This window comes from Agrobacterium sp. H141 (assembly GCF_057158725.1).
Genome location: NZ_CM169893.1, coordinates 1524639 through 1543415, shown reverse-complemented (window position 1 = coordinate 1543415; position 18777 = coordinate 1524639). Strand labels below are relative to the sequence as shown.

General features: G+C 58.5%; 17 protein-coding genes and 1 other annotated feature. Of the genes, 8 read left to right on the top strand and 9 right to left on the bottom strand.

The window, feature by feature from the left end:
* Positions 1-54: 54 nt before the first annotated feature.
* Positions 55-1068: a glutathione S-transferase family protein gene (locus tag ACWPM9_RS07035; RefSeq protein WP_484757214.1), complete on the top strand. Its 1014-nt coding sequence runs from the start codon at positions 55-57 to the stop codon at positions 1066-1068.
* Here the strand turns inward: ACWPM9_RS07035 and ACWPM9_RS07030 are convergent.
* Entirely contained in the window at positions 1046-1528 is a 483-nt protein-coding gene (locus ACWPM9_RS07030) for an NUDIX domain-containing protein (protein ID WP_484757615.1), read from the bottom strand. The genes ACWPM9_RS07035 and ACWPM9_RS07030 overlap by 23 nt on opposite strands.
* Before the next feature lie 50 nt (positions 1529-1578).
* Between ACWPM9_RS07030 and ACWPM9_RS07025 the strand changes: the two genes are divergently transcribed.
* Positions 1579-2487, top strand: a complete 909-nt coding sequence (locus ACWPM9_RS07025; RefSeq protein ID WP_484757213.1) for a metallophosphoesterase family protein — start codon at positions 1579-1581, stop codon at positions 2485-2487.
* On the opposite strand, the gene ACWPM9_RS07020 is transcribed toward ACWPM9_RS07025, so the two are convergent.
* The 3 genes from ACWPM9_RS07020 to ACWPM9_RS07010 all read right to left on the bottom strand — a co-directional run bounded on the left by ACWPM9_RS07020 (position 2477) and on the right by ACWPM9_RS07010 (position 6562).
* Positions 2477-3286 carry an alpha/beta fold hydrolase gene (locus ACWPM9_RS07020; protein ID WP_484757212.1) on the bottom strand — a complete coding sequence of 270 codons (810 nt, stop codon included), beginning with the start codon at positions 3284-3286 and terminating at the stop codon, positions 2477-2479. The two genes, ACWPM9_RS07025 and ACWPM9_RS07020, sit on opposite strands and share 11 nt — an antisense overlap.
* 3 nt (positions 3287-3289) lie before the next feature.
* On the bottom strand, positions 3290-5002 hold the full coding sequence (gene leuA / locus ACWPM9_RS07015) for a 2-isopropylmalate synthase (RefSeq protein ID WP_484757614.1): 1713 nt from the start codon (positions 5000-5002) through the stop codon (positions 3290-3292).
* Positions 5003-5380: 378 nt separating this feature from the next.
* Positions 5381-6562: a benzoate/H(+) symporter BenE family transporter gene (locus ACWPM9_RS07010; RefSeq protein ID WP_484757211.1), complete on the bottom strand. Its 1182-nt coding sequence runs from the start codon at positions 6560-6562 to the stop codon at positions 5381-5383.
* Positions 6563-6878: 316 nt separating this feature from the next.
* On the opposite strand from ACWPM9_RS07010, the gene ACWPM9_RS07005 reads away from it, so the two are divergent.
* Complete coding sequence (locus tag ACWPM9_RS07005) at positions 6879-7973, top strand: carboxynorspermidine decarboxylase (RefSeq protein WP_428187348.1); 1095 nt, start codon at positions 6879-6881, stop codon at positions 7971-7973.
* A gap of 51 nt (positions 7974-8024) precedes the next feature.
* Entirely contained in the window at positions 8025-9263 is a 1239-nt protein-coding gene (locus ACWPM9_RS07000; RefSeq protein WP_484757210.1) for a saccharopine dehydrogenase family protein, read from the top strand.
* Between the two features lie 89 nt (positions 9264-9352).
* Here ACWPM9_RS07000 and ACWPM9_RS06995 read toward each other — a convergent pair whose 3' ends face one another.
* Both ACWPM9_RS06995 and ACWPM9_RS06990 read right to left on the bottom strand, forming a co-directional pair.
* Positions 9353-10189, bottom strand: a complete 837-nt coding sequence (locus tag ACWPM9_RS06995) for a DpnII family type II restriction endonuclease (RefSeq protein ID WP_484757209.1) — start codon at positions 10187-10189, stop codon at positions 9353-9355.
* Positions 10190-11176, bottom strand: coding sequence for a DNA adenine methylase (locus ACWPM9_RS06990; protein WP_484757613.1), 987 nt, complete (start codon positions 11174-11176; stop codon positions 10190-10192).
* Positions 11177-11787: 611 nt separating this feature from the next.
* Here ACWPM9_RS06990 and ACWPM9_RS06985 point away from each other — a divergent pair.
* The 3 genes from ACWPM9_RS06985 (at position 11788) to ACWPM9_RS06975 (ending at position 13787) form a co-directional block, all read left to right on the top strand.
* Positions 11788-11946 carry a hypothetical protein gene (locus ACWPM9_RS06985; RefSeq protein ID WP_484757208.1) on the top strand — a complete coding sequence of 53 codons (159 nt, stop codon included), beginning with the start codon at positions 11788-11790 and terminating at the stop codon, positions 11944-11946.
* 69 nt (positions 11947-12015) lie between these two features.
* A complete protein-coding gene (locus ACWPM9_RS06980) occupies positions 12016-12519 on the top strand; it encodes a hypothetical protein (RefSeq protein ID WP_484757207.1) in 504 nt (167 codons plus the stop codon).
* Positions 12520-12620: 101 nt separating this feature from the next.
* Positions 12621-13787 (top strand): metallophosphoesterase, encoded by a 1167-nt coding sequence (locus ACWPM9_RS06975; RefSeq protein WP_484757206.1) that lies wholly within the window; start codon positions 12621-12623, stop codon positions 13785-13787.
* Here the strand turns inward: ACWPM9_RS06975 and ACWPM9_RS06970 are convergent.
* Positions 13784-14647, bottom strand: a complete 864-nt coding sequence (locus ACWPM9_RS06970; RefSeq protein ID WP_484757205.1) for a DMT family transporter — start codon at positions 14645-14647, stop codon at positions 13784-13786. The genes ACWPM9_RS06975 and ACWPM9_RS06970 overlap by 4 nt on opposite strands.
* 108 nt (positions 14648-14755) lie before the next feature.
* Between ACWPM9_RS06970 and ACWPM9_RS06965 the strand changes: the two genes are divergently transcribed.
* A complete protein-coding gene (locus ACWPM9_RS06965; RefSeq protein ID WP_484757612.1) occupies positions 14756-16159 on the top strand; it encodes an aminotransferase-like domain-containing protein in 1404 nt (467 codons plus the stop codon).
* Positions 16160-16231: 72 nt separating this feature from the next.
* On the opposite strand, the gene ACWPM9_RS06960 is transcribed toward ACWPM9_RS06965, so the two are convergent.
* Together ACWPM9_RS06960 and ACWPM9_RS06955 are read right to left on the bottom strand one after the other, a co-directional pair.
* Positions 16232-17710: a SulP family inorganic anion transporter gene (locus tag ACWPM9_RS06960; protein WP_428187356.1), complete on the bottom strand. Its 1479-nt coding sequence runs from the start codon at positions 17708-17710 to the stop codon at positions 16232-16234.
* A gap of 68 nt (positions 17711-17778) precedes the next feature.
* Positions 17779-17834: a sequence feature (sul1 is cis-regulatory element that is thought to sense ions involved in sulfur or methionine metabolism; They are found in Alphaproteobacteria), on the bottom strand.
* A 144-nt stretch (positions 17835-17978) separates the two neighbouring features.
* The gene (locus ACWPM9_RS06955; protein ID WP_428187357.1) at positions 17979-18563 is read right to left on the bottom strand and encodes an ATP-dependent Clp protease proteolytic subunit; all 585 of its coding nucleotides are present in this window, start codon (positions 18561-18563) and stop codon (positions 17979-17981) included.
* Positions 18564-18777 lie beyond the last annotated feature (214 nt).

The window sequence follows — 18777 nt, the reverse complement described above, 5'->3', positions numbered from 1 at the left end:
GGCCTTATTTTTGAGAGCATAGCAAAACAACGGAACAACCGGAAGGAAACTCCCATGGGAAGGCTCGTAGACGGAAAATGGCAGGACATCTGGTACGACACCAAGTCGACCAAGGGACATTTCAAGCGTAGTGAATCCGGTTTCCGCAACTGGCTGACAGCCGATGGCGAGGCAGGTCCCTCCGGCACAGGCGGCTTCAAGGCGGAGTCTGGTCGCTACCACCTCTATGTGTCCTATGCCTGTCCCTGGGCACATCGCACGCTGATCTTCCGCGCCCTCAAAAACCTGGAAGACCACATTTCCGTGTCGGTCGTCGATCCGCTGATGCTGGAAAATGGCTGGGAGTTTAAAAAGGGCAACGGCGCCACCGGCGACGACCTGTTCAACTCCGATTTCCTATACGAAGTCTATCTGCGCGCCGAGCCTGCCTATAGCGGCCGCGTGACCGTGCCTGTTCTGTGGGACAAGAAGACCAACACCATTGTCTCCAATGAATCAGCCGAAATCATCCGCATGCTGAACACGGCCTTCAACGCGATTACCGGCAATAGCGACGATTATTACCCGCAAGAGCTGCAGGCGGAAATCGACGAGGTCAACAAGCGCGTCTACGACACCGTCAACAACGGCGTCTACAAGGCGGGCTTTGCCACCACCCAGGAAGCCTATGAGGAAGCAGTCGCGCCTCTGTTCGAAAGCCTCGACTGGCTGGAAGAGCGGCTGACCTCAAAGCGTTACCTGCTGGGTGAGCGCCTGACCGAGGCCGACTGGCGGCTGTTCACCACGCTGATCCGCTTCGATGCCGTCTATGTCGGACATTTCAAGTGCAATATCCGCCGGATTGCCGATTACCCGGCGCTGTCAGCCTATATGCGCGACCTTTATCAGGTAAAGGGCGTGGCCGAGACCGTGCACATGGACCACATCAAGAACCACTATTACCGCAGCCACAAGACGATCAATCCGTCAGGCGTGGTACCGGTTGGTCCCGAACTCGATTTCGACCGGCCGCATGGTCGCGACAAGCTTTCGGAAGCGCTCGAAATCACCAAATATCGTCGGGCCTGACACCGGCCTGCAAATCCCTCAGACGGCGGCGCGTTGCCGCCGTCGTGCCCTCCGGCAACGCATCGAGATCGAAAAACCCGCATTCCACAATCTCATGATCCGGCAATCGTTCGGCGCTCTGGCGCACATTCACCCGGTAGAAGATCACGTGGTCGCGCTTTGAGGCGCTGCGGTTGTAATAGACGTGGATCATCTGCGGCTCGCCCAGGATTTCCAGATTGCCCTCTTCCCGCAACTCCTTGACCAGCGCACCGCGCGCTGTCTCGCCCCGCTCAATTCCGCCGCCCGGCATATACCAGCCCGGCACATAGGAATGGCGCACCAGAAAAATCCGTCCCCGATCGTCGAAGCAGGCAGCCCGCACGCCCATGGTCATCCCGCGAGACAAGGCAAAATAGCTGTGAATGAGCTTCAAAATGAGCCGAGGAACACCGTGTGGCACCTCCGCGTTGGGTTTCATGTCACTCAACGTGCTTGCTCCCGTGCATGCAGGCCTCTAAGAAAAGCACCATGTTCAAGCTCGCCCACATATCCGACGTCCATCTTGGCCCCCTGCCGAAGCTGACGCTTCGCGAACTGGCCTCCAAGCGTATCACCGGATATGTGAACTGGCACCGCAACCGGCGCAAGCATCTTTTCTCCAATGCGCTGGAGTTGATGATGTCGGGTGTGAACCAGCACGCGCCCGACCATCTGGCGATCACCGGCGATCTGGTCAATCTGGCAACCGGCATCGAAATCCGCGCCGCAGCAGATTGGCTGAAGCTCACCTGCGATCCCGTCAAAACCACATTGGTGCCTGGCAATCACGACGCCTATGTCCCCGGCGCGCGCGACAAGGCGCTGGCTGCCTGGTATGATTTTGTCCGCGGCGACAATGATCCGCTGATCTTCGACAAGGAGCACAGGCTGTTTCCGACCATCACGCGTCGCGGCCCGGTGGCGCTGATCGGCTGTTCCACCTCCAATGCCACCCTTCCCTTTTCCGCGAGCGGCTATTTCAGCTCGCGCCAGGCGCGCGAGACCGTCGATCTGTTGAAGGCAGCCGGCGAGGAAGGTCTGTTTCGCGTCGTGCTGATCCACCACCCGCCGATCCGCGGAGCGACCACGCCGCACAAGCGCATGATCGGCATTCGCCGCTTTGCCGCAACCATTGCAACCGGTGGCGCTGAGCTTGTGCTACATGGCCATACGCATTTGAACACGATCAACTATCTGAAGACCCGGGACCGCAATGTGCCCGTGGTCGGCATAGCGTCCGCCTCGCAAGGTCCCGGTGCCACCAAACCGCCAGCGGCCTTCAACCTGTTTTCCATCTCCGGCCAACAAGGCGCCTGGAAGCTTCACCTCGACCGCCACAGCCTGAACGCCAAGGCAAGCGGCATGGAGATCACCTGTCGTCAGGATTTCAGTCTCTGACTGAAATTGAAGACCGAGGGATCCGACCGCGCGACACCATATCGCGCAGCAGGTTTGACACCTGAACCGGACATTCGTCCACCAACATATGCCCTGCGCCCACGATGCGCTTTAGCACGACATTGCCCGGCAGATTGGCAGATTGTGCAAACGGTAAAATGCCATCCTGATCGCCCCACATCACTTGAACCGGCATCGGCAGTGTCGCGATCTCGTCCATCGGCAACCTGCCCTGCACGATTTCGTCGGCGCTGCGGGTCAGGATCGCATCCAGCACAGTGATCAGGGCCTCTCGACCGCCCGGAAGACGATGGCTGGCCAGAGCGTGTTCAACCGCTTCGGGCGAGACAGGCGCGTGAGGCCCAGCCATCGCCACCATCGCCTGCCGCATTTCATCAGTCGTCTGCGCCTTGGCAAAATCTCTCAAGGCACGGTGATGGATTGAAGCACCGATTCCCCCCGGCGCCAGCAGGCTCGCGGCTATCACCCGCTCCGGATGGCGCAAGCAAAGGATCGCCGCCAGCGCTCCACCCATGGAATGACCGGCGACGAGGAATGTCTCCACGCCGCGCCGATCGAGATCGGCAATGACGGATTTCGCCATCCGCCCGGCCCCGCCGGTGCCGGCATCGCCAATGGAGCCGCCATGGCCCGGCAGGTCATAGGCAATTACTGGGCAAACGCCGTCCCACTGCGCCATCACCGCTTTCCAGATATAGGCACCGCCGCCAAAACCGTGCAGAAGCACAAGCGGCGGCGATGCTGTCAGATTGCCGGAAATGACGGCATCGAGCGCCATGGATCAGGCCATCTTCTTGTCCAGAACCCGGTTGGCAGCCGAAACGATGGCTTCGAGCGAGGCCGACACGATATTGCTGTTGATGCCGGCACCGAACAGCTTGCCGCCCCCATGCTCGACTTCGACATAGGCGATGGCAGATGCGTTGGAGCCATGCTGCAATGAGTGCTCGGAATAATCAGCCACCGAAAGCTCGATGCCGAGATAGGCAGACAGCGCATTGATGAAGCCGTCGATAGGGCCTGTGCCGGTCCCCTCGATCCTCCTTGTCTCGCCGTTGTCGGTAATCTCGGCGGCGACCACCCTGACGCCCTTCTTGTCGGCACCGGCTGGATAGGTGTGGTGATCGACAAACTTGATGCGGCCTTCCGGCTGGGTGACATAATGCTCGATGAACTTCTCATGGATGCGCTTGGACGGAAGCTCCACGCCCTCTTCATCGGTAATCCGCTGGATTTCCTCGCGGAACTCGACCTGCATCCCGCGTGGCAGGTTGATGCCGTAATCCTCATTCAGGATATAGGCGATGCCGCCCTTGCCCGACTGCGAATTGATCCGGATGATCGCCTCATAGGTGCGTCCCACATCCTGCGGATCGATCGGCAGGTAAGGCACTTCCCAGACAGGGGAATTGGCTTTTTTGATCGCCTTCATGCCCTTGTTGATCGCGTCCTGATGCGAGCCGGAAAAGGCCGTATAGACCAGTTCGCCCACATAAGGATGACGCTCGGGAATGACCATCTGGTTGGAATATTCGTAAACGGCCTTGATGCGCTCGATATCGGAGCAATCCAGTTCCGGATCGACGCCTTGCGTGTACATGTTGAGCGCCAGAGTGACGATATCGACATTACCGGTCCGCTCCCCATTGCCAAACAGCGTGCCCTCGACGCGGTCGGCACCCGCCATCAGACCCAGTTCGGTCGCTGCAATGCCGGTGCCCCGGTCGTTATGCGGATGGAGCGAGATGATCACGTTCTCGCGGTTGTCGATATTGCGGCACATCCACTCGATCTGGTCGGCATGAATGTTCGGCGTCGACATCTCCACCGTGGACGGCAGGTTGAGGATCAACTTGTTGTCCGGCGTGGGCTTGATGATATCGATGACCGCATTGGAAATCTCCAAAGCCACGTCGAGTTCCGTGCCGGTGAAGCTTTCCGGGGAATACTGGAAGCGGAAACCGCCGCCTGCCTTCTCCGCCATGTCCGTGATCATCTTGGCTGCATCGACGGCAATCTGCTTGATCCCGGCCACATCCTTGGCGAACACCACGCGGCGCTGCAACTCACTGGTGGAATTGTAGAAATGGATGATCGGCTTGTGAGCGCCCTCCAGCGCCTCGAACGTGCGGGTAATCAGTTCCGGTCGGCATTGCACCAGCACCTGCAGGGACACGTCCTTGGGTACCCCGCCCTGCTCCACACACCAGCGCGCAAAGTCGAAGTCGGTCTGCGATGCGGAGGGAAAGCCAATCTCGATTTCCTTGAAACCCATGTCCAGCAACAGCTTGAACATGCGTTCTTTGCGGTCATGCCCCATCGGGTTGACCAGCGCCTGATTGCCATCGCGCAGATCCACGGAGCACCAGATCGGCGCCTGGGTGATGGTCTTTGACGGCCAGGTGCGGTCCTGAATATCGATCTGCGGATAGGGACGATATTTCTGTTCGGCGTCCGGCATACCCTGTTTGACGGAATGGTTCTTCAAAATCATTGTCTTCGTCTCTTCCTCTTCCCGCAATGCAAGGCGCTCATAGCGCATCGTCGGCTCACTTGCGACGGCAAATACGGAAACCCTTTCGGGTCAATTTAGTTGAATTCAGGATGTCAGAGGAGCTGTCGCCACGCGGCTTTCCGGCCGCCGGGCGCTCCTCAATGGACCCGGCAACCGCGGATAAGAAGGAGAAGCGAGTTTAGGGCGAGTGTCGACGCGCCGGCGCTCATGCGGCCAGCGGCGAATGAAGTCGAATTGATGTCGCCCGAAATCTTCATGGAATCGTCTATAGCCAAGAAGAAGCGGAAGGGCAAGCATGTCATTTGCCGCAACGGGAGGCTTTGGAGCCATGGAAACAGCCATGGAAATATGAGCGCCTCATGCGCGCGCCCTTGCCACCCGCAGCAGTACCAGGATCATGCCACCGCCGATCAGCCCCCAGAAGGCACCGGAAATGCCTGCAAAGGAAACACCCGATGCCGTCAAGAGGAAGGTCACGGCGGCCGCCTCGCGCGTTTCGACATCCTTGAAGGCTGCAACAGCCGAACCGGAAAAGGCCCCGATCAGTGCCAGACCGGCGACCGCCTCGATGAGAATTGGTGGTGCAAGCGAGACGAAACCCGTCACGGCACCTGCAGCCAGACCAAAGATCACATAGCCGATGCCGGCAATGATGGCGGCCCAGTAGCGTTTCTTCGGATCGGGATGGGCATCCTCACCGGCGCACATGGCAGCCGTAATCGCTGCCAGATTGACCGCATGGCCGCCAAAGGGCGCGGACAGCACCGAAAAGACGCCCGTCACCGCAAACAATGGACCCGGCGCCGGATCATAGCCATTGACCTTCAGCACCGCGATCCCCGGAATATTCTGCGAGGCCATGGTGACAATGAACAGCGGCAAGGCAATCGAGATCAGCGATGCCGGGGTGAATGCCGGCATGACGAATTCGACCGGCGGTGCCAGTGAGGCCGCCCACTGCGCCATCGCGCCTTCCGGCAGATCGACACCGAAGATCATCACCACAACAAACACAGCCAGCGCCGCCGGGACCGCCCAGAGCCGCTTGAACGCGGCAACCACCGCCCATGCGACCACGATCGGCAGCGCCAGGGCCGGCAGAGACCCGATGGCCTTGAACGGCGCAAAGCAGAGACCCAGAATGACGCCCGACAGCATGGCATTGGCAAGCGGCGCCGGAATGGCAGCAACGGCGCGGCCGAACGGCCTGACAAGGCCGGCGACGACAATCAGCACCGCGCAAACGAGAAAAGCACCCACGGCGACCGGAAAGCCACCTTCTGGAATGCCAGCAGACACCAGCAATGCCGCCCCCGGCGTCGACCAGGCAATGGAGACCGGCAGCCGTGTCCAGACACTGAGCACGACAGCGCAAAGTCCCATGGACACGGACAGCGCCATCACTCCCGACGCCGCCTCGAAATCCGTAGCACCGACGCCCTTCAGCCCCTGAAGCACCACGGCAAACGAACTGGCGAAACCGACAAAGGCCGTGAGCACGCCCATGAACAGGCTTTGGATGGAAAGATCTTTGAGCATGGCGCGACCCTGGCGATGAGGGAAAGGACGATACCAAGCCAAAATCAAATCCAGCGCCTGCTGGCAAGGCCATTCTAGGCCAAAGTGTCCGGGATGGAGCTTGCCAATTTCGGACGGCTCATGCCCTCTGAAAGTTGCAGCGATCCCTTAAATAAACGACATTAGAAGGCGATAGCGCAGTCTGGTACTCTTCCTTCAGAGCTTTCCGACCGCACAAATGCCATTTTTTGGACCAATCCCCGCTCTAAAGCTTGCGTTCCGCCCCCCTTTTTCCTATTGCCCCCTGCATTGTCCCTACGGGAAGGAAACGGTCTTCATGGAAACGCCCTACTACCTGATCGACAAGTCGAAGCTCCTTGAGAACATGGAGAAGATCGCAAGGCTCCGGGAATTGTCCGGTGCCAAGGCCCTTCTTGCGTTGAAGTGCTTCGCCACCTGGTCGGTCTTCGATTTGATGCGCGAGTATATGGATGGCACCACATCCTCCTCGCTCAACGAAGTGCGCCTCGGACACGAGCGCTTCGGCAAGGAGACGCATGCCTATTCGGTCGCCTATGCCGATTACGAGATCGACGAAGTCGTATCCCATGCCGACAAGATCATCTTCAACAGCGTCGGCCAGTTGCAGCGTTTCGAAAGCCAGTCCTCCGGCATCATCCGTGGTCTGCGCCTCAATCCGGGCGTCTCCTCTTCGACCTTCGATCTGGCTGATCCCGCCCGTCCCTTCTCGCGCCTTGGCGAATGGGATCTGAACGTCGTCGAGCCCGTGATGGACATGGTCTCCGGCTTCATGATCCACAACAATTGCGAAAACGGCGATTTCGACCTGTTCGACAAGATGCTCGGCAATATCGAGCAGAAATTCGCACCGCTGTTGAAAAAGGCCGAATGGGTAAGCCTTGGCGGCGGTATCCATTTCACCGGGCCGGACTATCCGCTCGAAAAATTCGCCGAACGGCTGAAGCGGCTCGCAGGCGAATACGGCGTGCAGGTTTATCTCGAGCCAGGCGAAGCCTCGATCACCAAATCCACCACGCTCGAAGTGAGCGTGCTCGACAAGCTCTACAACGGCAAGAACCTTGTCGTGGTGGATTCGTCCATCGAAGCGCATATGCTGGATCTTCTGATCTACCGCGAAAACGCAAAGGTTTCCCCTAACCAGGGACCACATCGTTACATGGTCTGCGGCAAATCCTGCCTGGCCGGCGATATCTTCGGCGAGTTCGATTTCGAGAAAGAACTCAATGTCGGCGACCGGATCTCCATTCAGGATGCAGCCGGTTATACGATGGTCAAGAAAAACTGGTTTAACGGCGTGCAAATGCCGGCAATCGCCATCCGTGAACTGGATGGCAGCCTCAGGACGGTCCGCGAGTTTTCCTATGCGGACTACGAACAAAGCCTGTCTTGAAACCCCTCAAGACAGGTTCTGACGATTGGACTTAAGGAGTTGGTCCCCATTATGAAGAAGAACGTGCTCATCATCGGCGCCGGCGGCGTCGCCCAGGTGGTCGCCCACAAATGCGCCCAGAACAACGATGTCCTCGGCGACATCAACATCGCCTCGCGCACCAAATCCAAATGCGATGCGATCATTGCCTCCGTTCACGACAAGAAGGCGATGAAGCAGAACGGCGTGCTGGAAGGCCACGCGCTTGACGCGCTCGACATCGAGGCCACCAAGGCGCTGATCAAGTCGACCAAATCCGAGATTGTCATCAATGTCGGCACAGCCTTCCTCAACATGTCGGTCTTGCGCGCCTGCATGGATACGGGCGTTGCCTATATCGACACCGCAATCCATGAAGAGCCGAACAAGATCTGCGAGACCCCGCCGTGGTACGGGAACTACGAGTGGAAGCGCGCGGAGGAATGCGCTGAAAAGGGCATCACCGCCATCCTCGGCGCCGGTTTCGATCCGGGCGTCGTCAACGCCTATGCCAAGCTTGCCAAGGACGAATATCTCGACAAGGTGACCGACGTCGACATCGTCGATATCAATGCCGGCAGCCATGGCAAATACTTCGCCACCAATTTCGACCCGGAAATCAACTTCCGCGAATTCACCGGCGTCGTCTACTCCTGGCAGAATGGCGAATGGCAGACCAACAAGATGTTCGAGATTGGCAAGGACTACGATCTGCCGGTCGTCGGCACGCGGCGCGCCTATCTCTGCGGCCATGACGAAGTGCATTCGCTGGCCAAGAACATGGACGGCGCCGACGTGCGCTTCTGGATGGGCTTTGGCGATCACTACATCAACGTCTTCACCGTGCTGAAATCGATCGGCCTCTTGTCCGAACAGCCGGTCAAGCTTGCAAACGGCGACGAAGTCGTGCCGCTGAAGGTCGTCAAGGCCTGCCTGCCCGATCCGGCATCGCTTGCGCCTGAATATGAAGGCAAGACCTGCATCGGCGATTTCGTCAAGGGAACGAAGGACGGCAAGGAAAAGACCGTCTTCATCTACAACGTCGCCGACCACAAGGACGCCTATAACGAAGTGGGAAGCCAAGGCATCTCCTACACCGCCGGCGTCCCCCCGGTCGCCGCCGCCATGCTGGTGGCGACAGGTGAGTGGGACGTGAAGAAGATGGCCAATGTCGAAGAACTGGCACCGAAGCCGTTTATCAGCATCTTGAACAAGATCGGCCTGCCAACGCGGATCAAGGACGAAGACGGCGATCGGGCTGTGGAGTTCTGAGAGCGCGGGTTAGCGTTTGACGATTGAGGGAATGCAGACCCCGCCGGAGCGATCTGGCGGGGTCCGCTGAACAGGAACATGCAATCCATCTATAGCTGAAGAATGCCCTTAAGGCTCTCCAAGTCTTCGCGGAATTCGCCCCGCATACTGGTCGTGTAGATTCGCGCTATCTTGCCCTGATTTTGCCTGTCCACAATCTTCTTGAGGTCTGACAGACGATCTTTCCAGGTCATTCCGTCTGTCACGAACAAGAGGTACGTATCTCGACGCATTGCATCGATGATGGCATCTAAGTCGCCTATAATGTCGCTCATCTTGGACCCGGTTGCGCCGTAACCTTTAACTTCAATCACAATCCTCGGACGTGATCGATCCGGAACAGCAACATCGCATTTCGCTGATTTGCCATCCGCCCCTGTGAAAGTACAGCGGGTCTCGTAATTTGAACCGAAAACGTCCCGGACCATAGTCTCAGCGAGATCCTCCAGGCCCCGTCCACGCTTCTGCCCCGAAATCGCCGAACCCCGACCAGATCTCAGCCGCTCAACAAGAATGTCGCTCCACACAGGTTTGTGGTTGATCGTTACGGTCATCGCTTGCGGGACACCGAGATCATCGAGGACGTCAAGAAAACGAGCTTTATCTTTCTTGTATCTCGTTACCCCGATCCCACCGCCTCCGAGAAGTCGTCGCAACTCTCCTGACATGGTATCATCAGATAGCCCGAGAAACAGACGAACGCATAGCAACCCACGTTCAAAGCTGCGATCGAGCAAGTCAGCGACATCGGCCTTTTCGTAAGACGCTTTTGGACTAATCTCGGTTAGTGCGGCAATCGCATCAGCTGCTTTCTCGTCCATCCAGTCGACGGTCAGTGGACTTAAGCTGTTGACAACTTCCTCGACTGTTTGATCTTTGGGCTGCATTTACTGGCCTACGATTAAATATTCAGTGACAGACGCTCTTGCCACACCGCCGTGGGTTCCAAAGTGATACCTGTGAGGCTTCTCAAAAACACTAACAGTCTGTTTATATTTGGACATCAGGCTTACAAGTTGTTCGAGGTCAGGAAATCCGTTCGAACTATAGGACAAAGCAATCTTGCTTCTTGCGAAGCGTGAGAACATACGGTCAAATGCGTCAATCGCCTCACGCCTATAACTGAAAGGCGTGTAACGCTTCGCAATTTTTTTCACTTTTGTAGTCTGGTCGATTGGGAGGCCCTGCCAGTAGCAGGAAAGCCCCTCTAAAAAGTGGTATCGCTTCGTATAGCAATTATCGTCCGACCGCGGCACGTACGGCGGGTCGAGGTAGACGAGATCGACCCTTTTGTTTTCAATGGAGAATACATCAGATCGAAGCGACACGTTCTTTCGTCCATTATCGAACGTGGCATTGTTGTAAACCTCAATCTGTTCAATGAAGTGCTCTTCAAGCGAAAGCCTGAGATCTCTACGACCGTCGTCATATCGGGACAAATCACCAGAAATCGTAAAGACGCCCCGAGGTTGACGCTTGAGACACGAGCGAAATAGTGCTGCGAATGCCAAGGCCTGTTCATAGGGATCTTGTAGTTGGCGAATATTTCCTGAAACGCGATCGAGGAACCTCAAGTCCTCGAGTGTATAGAAAACATTGTGGAAGTTTTTCTCGATAAAATCATGCACCGGCGGGGTAAGATCCAGCAACTGCCTGACCGCCCTTCCGTCAAGATGCACGCGGTTGTTTTCGATTGTCGCTTTTGCAACCATGCTCGAAAAATTCATGAAATCCGAAGCGACAACACGGCGATCCATGCTCTTAAAAAGGTACCCGACACAACCGGTTCCCGAGAACGGATCGAGAACACTTTCGAAATCGACCTTGTGTAGGGTTTCAAATATCCACGGTAGGAGCCGGGATTTTGAACCCATGTATCGGAGATCAGGGTAACACAACGCTCGAGGCGGAATCACTTCTATCCGTTCAAGTTGCTGAACCGCATGCAGGGGAACCACATTTGAAACCGAAGACGCCCTTGAGCTTTGAGTCATCTGCTTTCAACCTCATTCAATAGGGAACCGCGACAGATTGCCAGATCTAGCCGACGCATAGACCAAGACGTAAACGATCCAGAAAGCGGATGCAAAACATCTCTTGGAAGAGTTGCGCCATCCCGCGCAATGCAATCACGGAACCACCTCAACGTGAGGGAAGTCCGAGCGCGGTTCTGTAAACAGATCTGGCGTTTCGCATTGCCGCGGCCCCGTCCCACAACGCCATCATCCTCTGCGGCGGCGACAAGCAGGGCATGAGTTAGACGCTGTTTTACAAGCCCCTGATCCGCAAGGCCGATACCCGCTTTCGGCCTGGCTGAGGGAGAACCTCAATGGACGCTGACTGAAAAAACCACCGCGCCGAACTGCGGGACGATGTCCACGCACGCCTAGATATCAAGCGCGACGAGCGCCGTCTTGGCAAGGCACTGGCCGAGGTCCGCAAGGCCATACAGGCCACCCAGTAGGATGTCGCTGCTCGAGCGGGCATGCCCCAGAACACCGTCTCGAAGATCGAACGCGCCGACGATGTGCTCCTCTCCTCCGTGGTCCGCTATATGCGCTCGATCGGCGGCGGCGTCGAACTCATGTTGAAGACCCCCGATGGCAAGGAAAGCCGTGTCGATCTGACAACGGACGCGAACTGAGGATATCCACCGGGTCCCCGCCATGCTAGGAGCCAGCCTCTCCATATATCCCAACGACCACGAGCCATCATGACCCCTGCCCTATACGCCGATACCATCGCTGACCTGCGCACCCTCTTTGCCGAACTCGACGGGACCCCGGAGCTGTTTCAGACCTTCGATGTCCATCTGGAGCTGGCAGCCGCGGGCGGTGTGATGGTCTATGAAACCAGGCGCGCCAGGGGGCTGACGGACAGCCTTTATTACGGCCGCTCGGTCAAATCCGGCACCAACCAGCAGGTATCCCAGGCCACGGCCTTTGCCGCGATTGATCGCTTCCTGGCACTCGGCCAGTTTCTGGCCCTGTCCGGCAAGGCTGCGCAGGACGCCGTGGTGGATGCCGATTATCCCCATTGCGCGGTGCGGTTCGCCTACCGCAAGAAGGGGCATCCCAAGGCACGTTCCATGCGCATGGTGTTCATCGGCTTTAACGACGACGCGGATGCCCTGGCCTATGCTGAAAAGGGAAAAGACAGCGCCGCCTTCGTGACCGACAGGCCCCTGAAGGGCGACCTGGCTTACGAGTGGATGTAATCCCAAGGCCATAATTTCGCCTGCGGCTTGATCCGACGCCCGCTTTGACCCAATTAGGAGAGCACACGTCGCAAGGCGGCTCGCCACAAGGCTCGGACCCCATGTTTCATCTGATCTTCGGCCTTCCCTGGCTTTATGTCGTCATCCGCTTCATCCAGCCGCTGCCCTGGCCCTTTGCCCTGAAGGCAATGCTGGCGATTGTTCTGCTGATCGCCTCGCAATACCACCTGATCAGCCGCCTCTCCTCCGGCTCGGTCTTTGCGCCGGAATTTCCGCGCGCACTGGTCATCGGTTTCAATCTGGTCTTCGGTGCCATTGTCCTGCTCGCCGTATTCCAGATCGCGCTGGATCTCATCACCCTTGTCATCATGGCCCTCCGATGGCAGGCCATCTCCATTCCGCCGGGCGCTCGTTATGCGCTAGGCGTCACAGCATTGGCACTATCCGCCTTTGGCGTGACCCAGGCCATCCGCGTGCCGCCGCTGAAAGATATCGAGATTGCCATTCCGGGCCTGGCACCCGAATTTGACGGGTATCGCCTGCTCCAATTGACCGATCTCCACATCAGCCGGCTTTTCCCGGCACGCTGGGCAGAAACGGTCGTCTCGCGGGCCAACGCACTTGAAGCCGATCTGATCGTCGTCACGGGAGACTTCATCGATGGCAGCGTCGAGCATCGCCGGGCAGATGTCGCCCCGCTTGCAAAGCTGAATGCGCCCGATGGCGTGTTCTCCATTCCCGGAAACCACGAATATTTCTTCAGCTACCGCGCGTGGATGGATCATCTGCGCAGTCTGGGCCTGCCCCTGTTGGAAAACAGTCATGTGGTGCTGAAGCGCGGCAATGCCGAACTGGTGCTGGCCGGCGTGACCGATCTCTCGGCCAGTGGCCATGGTTCCCCGCCACCGGACCTTGGCGCAGCTCTCAAAGGAGCGCCTGCCCAGACACCTGTCATTCTTCTGGACCACCAGCCCATGCGGGCGCGCATTGCCGCCAAATCGGGGGTCGCCCTCCAGCTTTCGGGCCACACCCATGGCGGCATGGTTTATGGCCTGCACTGGCTGGTCGCGCGCGGCAATAATGGCTTCGTCTCCGGCCTCTACGATGTCGACGGCATGTCGCTCTATGTCAACAACGGCACGGCACTCTGGCCGGGCTTCGCCCTTCGCCTCGGCATCCCTTCGGAACTCACGCGCATTACGCTTCGCCGTGGACCGGACCGGGCATCGGACGGCCGATCCGAGGGGAACCGACTGCCTGCTCTTTAGCGCGCAAACCGGCGCGCACCGGCAACGCAGGCGACCACCGCAATGGTCGCCACCGCCATCGACCAGCTCACCACCTCGCCCAGCAGGCTGGCAGCCAGTGCTAACCCGAAAAACGGCTGCAACAGTTGAAGCTGGCCGACAGCTGCAATTCCGCCCAGCGCCAGCCCACGATACCAGAAGACGAAGCCGATCAGCATGGAAAACACCGAGACATAGGCAAGCCCCGCCCAGGCGCTGTCGCCAATGCCGACCAGACTGTCCGGATGCGTTGCGATGGCAATGGCAAGCATCATCGGCAGCGACAGGATGAGTGCCCAGCAGATCACCTTGAGGCCACCAAGCCTGCGCGACAGCCGTGCGCCCTCGGCATAGCCAAGTCCACAGACGATGACCGCCAGCACCATCAACAGATCGCCCACCAACGATGCTTCGCCGCCGCCCATCAGAGCAAAACCGGCGACAATGGCGCTACCGGCCAGCGAGAAAAGCCAGAACGCAAGTCGCGGGCGCTCGCCGCCGCGCAAGACGCCGAAGCTCGCCGTAGCAAGGGGCAGCAAGGCGATAAACACCAGAGAATGGGCCGAGGTCACGTGTTGCAGCGCAAGCGCCGTCAGCAACGGAAACCCGATGACCACGCCGAAGGCGATGACCGCCAGCGAAACCAGATCCGACCGCTGCGGCCGCTGTCCGCCGACCACCCGCACCAGAACAAGCGCCAGGGCACCGGCAATCGCTGCCCGCGCCGAGGTCAGGAATACCGGATCGAAGCCGCTGACAGCCACGCGCGTCGCCGGAAGCGATGCGGAAAAGATCAGCATGCCGATGGCACCGTTGATCCAGCCAATTGTGGTCTTCTCCATGGTCGCACTCCTGCACTGTTTTACCCTGTCTAACGCGCGACCGCTGGACGGGGCAGAGACAGAACAGTACAATTGACGCAAACTGTATTGATGACAGAAGCAACACGGATGGCGGATTTCACCATGGAAGAGATAGCGAGCGGCACCCGTGTGGAACGGGTGATGACGGATATCCGCCGTCGCATTGCCGAACGAACCCTGCAGCCCGGGGCAAAACTGCCGTCAATCCGCATGGGGGCAAAGGCGATGAGCGTCTCGCCCTCCACCATGGTCGAGGCCTATGACAGGCTAGCCGCCGACGGCATTATCCGCGCAAGACCAGGTTCCGGCTTTTACGTTGCAACACCGCAGGCGCCCCTGGTTCTGGCCGACCTCGCCCCGCGACTGGATCGCGCTGTCGATCCCTTCTGGGTATCACGCCAATCGCTTGAGGCAGGGCGCGCGGTGCTGAAACCCGGTTGCGGATGGTTGCCGCCGTCCTGGATGCCCGAGGAGGACCTGCGCCGAAGCCTGCGCAGCCTGTCACGTGCCGATGCCGCAGATCTGACCGATTACGGCACACCGCTTGGGCTGCCCGCCTTGCGCGCGCAGCTGTCGCGCCGCATGGCAGAGCACAGCATCGAGGCTTCACCCGACATCATCATGCTCACCGAATCCGGGGCGCAAGCGCTCGACCTGCTCTGCCGCTTCTTTCTCGAACCTGGCGATACCGTTCTGGTGGACGATCCCTGCTATTTTAATTTCCTGGCGCTTTTGCGCGCGCACCGGGTCAAGGTGGTCGGCGTCCCCTACACCGCGAACGGGCCGGATCTGGAGCAATTTGCAGCAGCGCTGGCAGATCATGCGCCGCGGCTTTATCTCACCAATTCCGCACTCCACAATCCCACGGGTGCCACCCTGTCACCGGTCACTGCACACAAGCTGCTGAAGCTGGCCGAAGAAGCAAAACTGACGATCGTGGAAGACGATATCTTCGCCGATTTCGAACACGAGCCCGCCCCCCGTCTTGCCGCCTTCGACGGTTTTGAGCGCGTCGTGCATATTGGCAGTTTTTCAAAGACAATCTCGGCCGCAGCCCGCGTCGGCTATATTGCCGCCAGGCCCGCCTGGATCGAGGGCCTGCTCGACCTGAAGATCGCCTCAAGCTTTGGCGGCCCGTCGCTTTCCGCCCAGCTGGTCTCCTCAATCCTGAAAGACGGAAGCTATCGACGCCATATGAACACGCTCAAACCGCGCCTTGCCGCCGCCATGGGCGCCACCACTCGCCGTCTCACCTCTCTCGGCCTTACGCCGCTGATCGAACCGCGCGGCGGCATGTTCTTATGGTGCCAATTGCCGAACGGTCTGGATGCCACCGAGATTGCCCGGCGGGCACTGGAAGATAACGTCGTCCTTGCCCCCGGAAACGTCTTCTCGGTCTCGCAGACTGCCACGCACTTCATGCGCTTCAATGCCGCACAATGCACCGAGCCACGCGTGTTTGACGTTCTCGAGGCCGCGATGCGGACCTAGCTATCGCGGTATACGAAAAAGCCCGGCACTCGCGCGAATGCCGGGCTCCACCCTTCCAAGCCATCGACTGCTCTAATGCGCCGACGCCATTTTTGCGTTTTCGTCGGTATGTACCGCAAAGCGATCCAACATGTGGCTGGATGCCTCATTGGCTCCGATCACCTCGACTTCGACATTGTGGTGGCGATATTTCAGCACCACCTTGTCGAGCGCGCCAACGGCGGTGATATCCCAGAAATGGGCCTCGTGCACGTCAATGACGACCTTCTTCAGCGGTTCGATGAAATCGAACGCCATGATGAAGGTCTCGGCGGAGGCGAAGAACACGGCACCATCCACGTGATAGGTGCGGGTCTTGCCATCGTCCGTGAGCGTCGAGCGCACATGGAAGAGACGGGCAACCTTGCTGGCAAAGAATACACCGGACAGCAACACGCCAACCAACACGCCCTTTGACAGGTCATGCGTGCCGACAGTCACGGCCACCGTCGCCAGCATCACGAAGGACGACGTGCGCGGATTGCTCTTCAGTTCCAGGATCGAGCGCCAGGAAAAGGTGCCGATCGAAACCATGATCATGACCGCAACCAGCGCCGCCATCGGGATGATGCGAACGATGTCGTCAAGAACGACGATCAGGAACAGCAGGAAGGCGCCAGCGATAAATGTCGACAGACGACCGCGGCCGCCAGAGGTGACGTTGATCACCGACTGGCCGATCATCGCACAACCGCCCATACCGCCGATCATGCCGGATGCAATATTGGCGGTGCCCTGGCCGATGCATTCCTGGCTCTTGGAACTGGCCGTATCGGTCATGTCGTCGACAATCTGCGCCGTCATCAGCGATTCCAGCAGGCCAACGGCTGCAAGCCCCACAGAATAGGGGAAGATGATCTGCAGCGTCTCCCAGGAGAACGGAACCTGCGGCAATGCAAAGATCGGGAACGAGGATGGCAGTTCACCGAGATCGCCAACAGCGCGGATATCCATCCCGGTAAAGACGGCAATCAGCGTCAAAACGACGATTGCCACCAGCGGCGACGGAATGGCCTTGGTCACATAGGGGAACAGATAGATGATCGCCAGACCGCCGGCCACCATCAGATAGGTGGCATTGGCCACACCGATCAGTTCGGGAAGCTGCGCCATGAAGATCAGGATGGCGAGCGCATTGACGAATCCTGTGATCACCGAGCGCGACACGAAGCGCATCACCCGACCGAGTTTCAGGATGCCGGCGCATATCTGGATGACACCCATCAAAAGCGTTGCGGCAAACAGGTATTCCACGCCGTGCTCGCGCACCAGCGAGCCCATCAGCACGGCAGTGGCAGCGGTGGCCGCCGAAATCATCGCCGGACGACCGCCGACAAAGGCAGACACGCAGGCAATGGCAAAAGAGGCAAAGAGGCCGACCTTGGGGTCGACACCCGCAATCACCGAAAAGCCGATGGCTTCAGGGATCAGGGCAAGAGCCACAACGATACCCGAGAGCACATCGCCTCGGACATTGTGGAACCATTCGCGTTTATAGTGGACAAGATTCATGAAATTTTCCGCAAAAGTAGTGCACCGGACCGAAGATATTCCGGTCGTTCAAAGGTTAGATGCTGATGCGTTGTCTGGCGGATCGGCGGCCAGAAGAGCCACCCGGGATTTCACCGGGTCCGGGGTGAGTAGGCCGCTTATAGAAAAACGGCAGCAATGTGACAATACGCAACTTGTGCGTCGCAGTAGAAAACATCACAGAACAAAGCCCCCGGCGGAATTCCGACGAGGGCCTTGATGAAATTGTGTCCGACGGCTTTGCCGATGATCAGCCGATGTCGGCTTCCGATTCGATGATCTTGCCAACCAGACCGTATTCCTTGGCTTCTTCGGCCGAAAGCCAGAAGTCGCGGTCGATGTCCTTGGCAATTTTCTCTTCCGACTGACCGGTGGCCTTGGAATAGAGCTTGATCAGGCGCTTGTTCATCTTGATCACTTCGCGGGCCTGGATCTCGATGTCCGAGGCCATGCCGCGCGTGCCGCCAGACGGCTGGTGGATCAGGAAGCGCGTATTGGGCAGGCTCAGGCGCTGCTCCTTCGGCACGGAAATATAGATCAGCGAACCGGCAGATGCCGCCCAACCCGAGGCAATCACCCAGACCTTGGGCTTGATGAACTTGATCATGTCATGGATCGCGTCGCCCGCTTCCACATGACCGCCCGGCGAGCAGACAAATACGCGGATATCTTCATCCGATGCAGCAGCAAGTGCCACCAATTGTGTGCAGACCTTCTGCGCAAGCTCCATGGTGATGCCACCATAGATGAAGATCGAACGCGACTTGAAAAGGTTCGCTTCCGTTTCCTTGCCGATCGGCAGTTCCTTGCTCTTGTCGTCGTCGTCTTCATTCATCGGAGGCTGCTCCAGCGTTTCTTGGTGTCTTCTGAATTCCGCACATAATGCGACTCAAGGTCTAAAACAATGGCGCGCAAACGGAAAGGCCGGGTTGTGCTTTATCTCCTCTATGTCGGCAAAGATGGTAAACCCGCTCGCTATTCACAGCGACCAGCTCCGTTTTGCCCGATCTATGCTCTGCCGGACGACTTCGCCTCGTTTGGCAGCACAG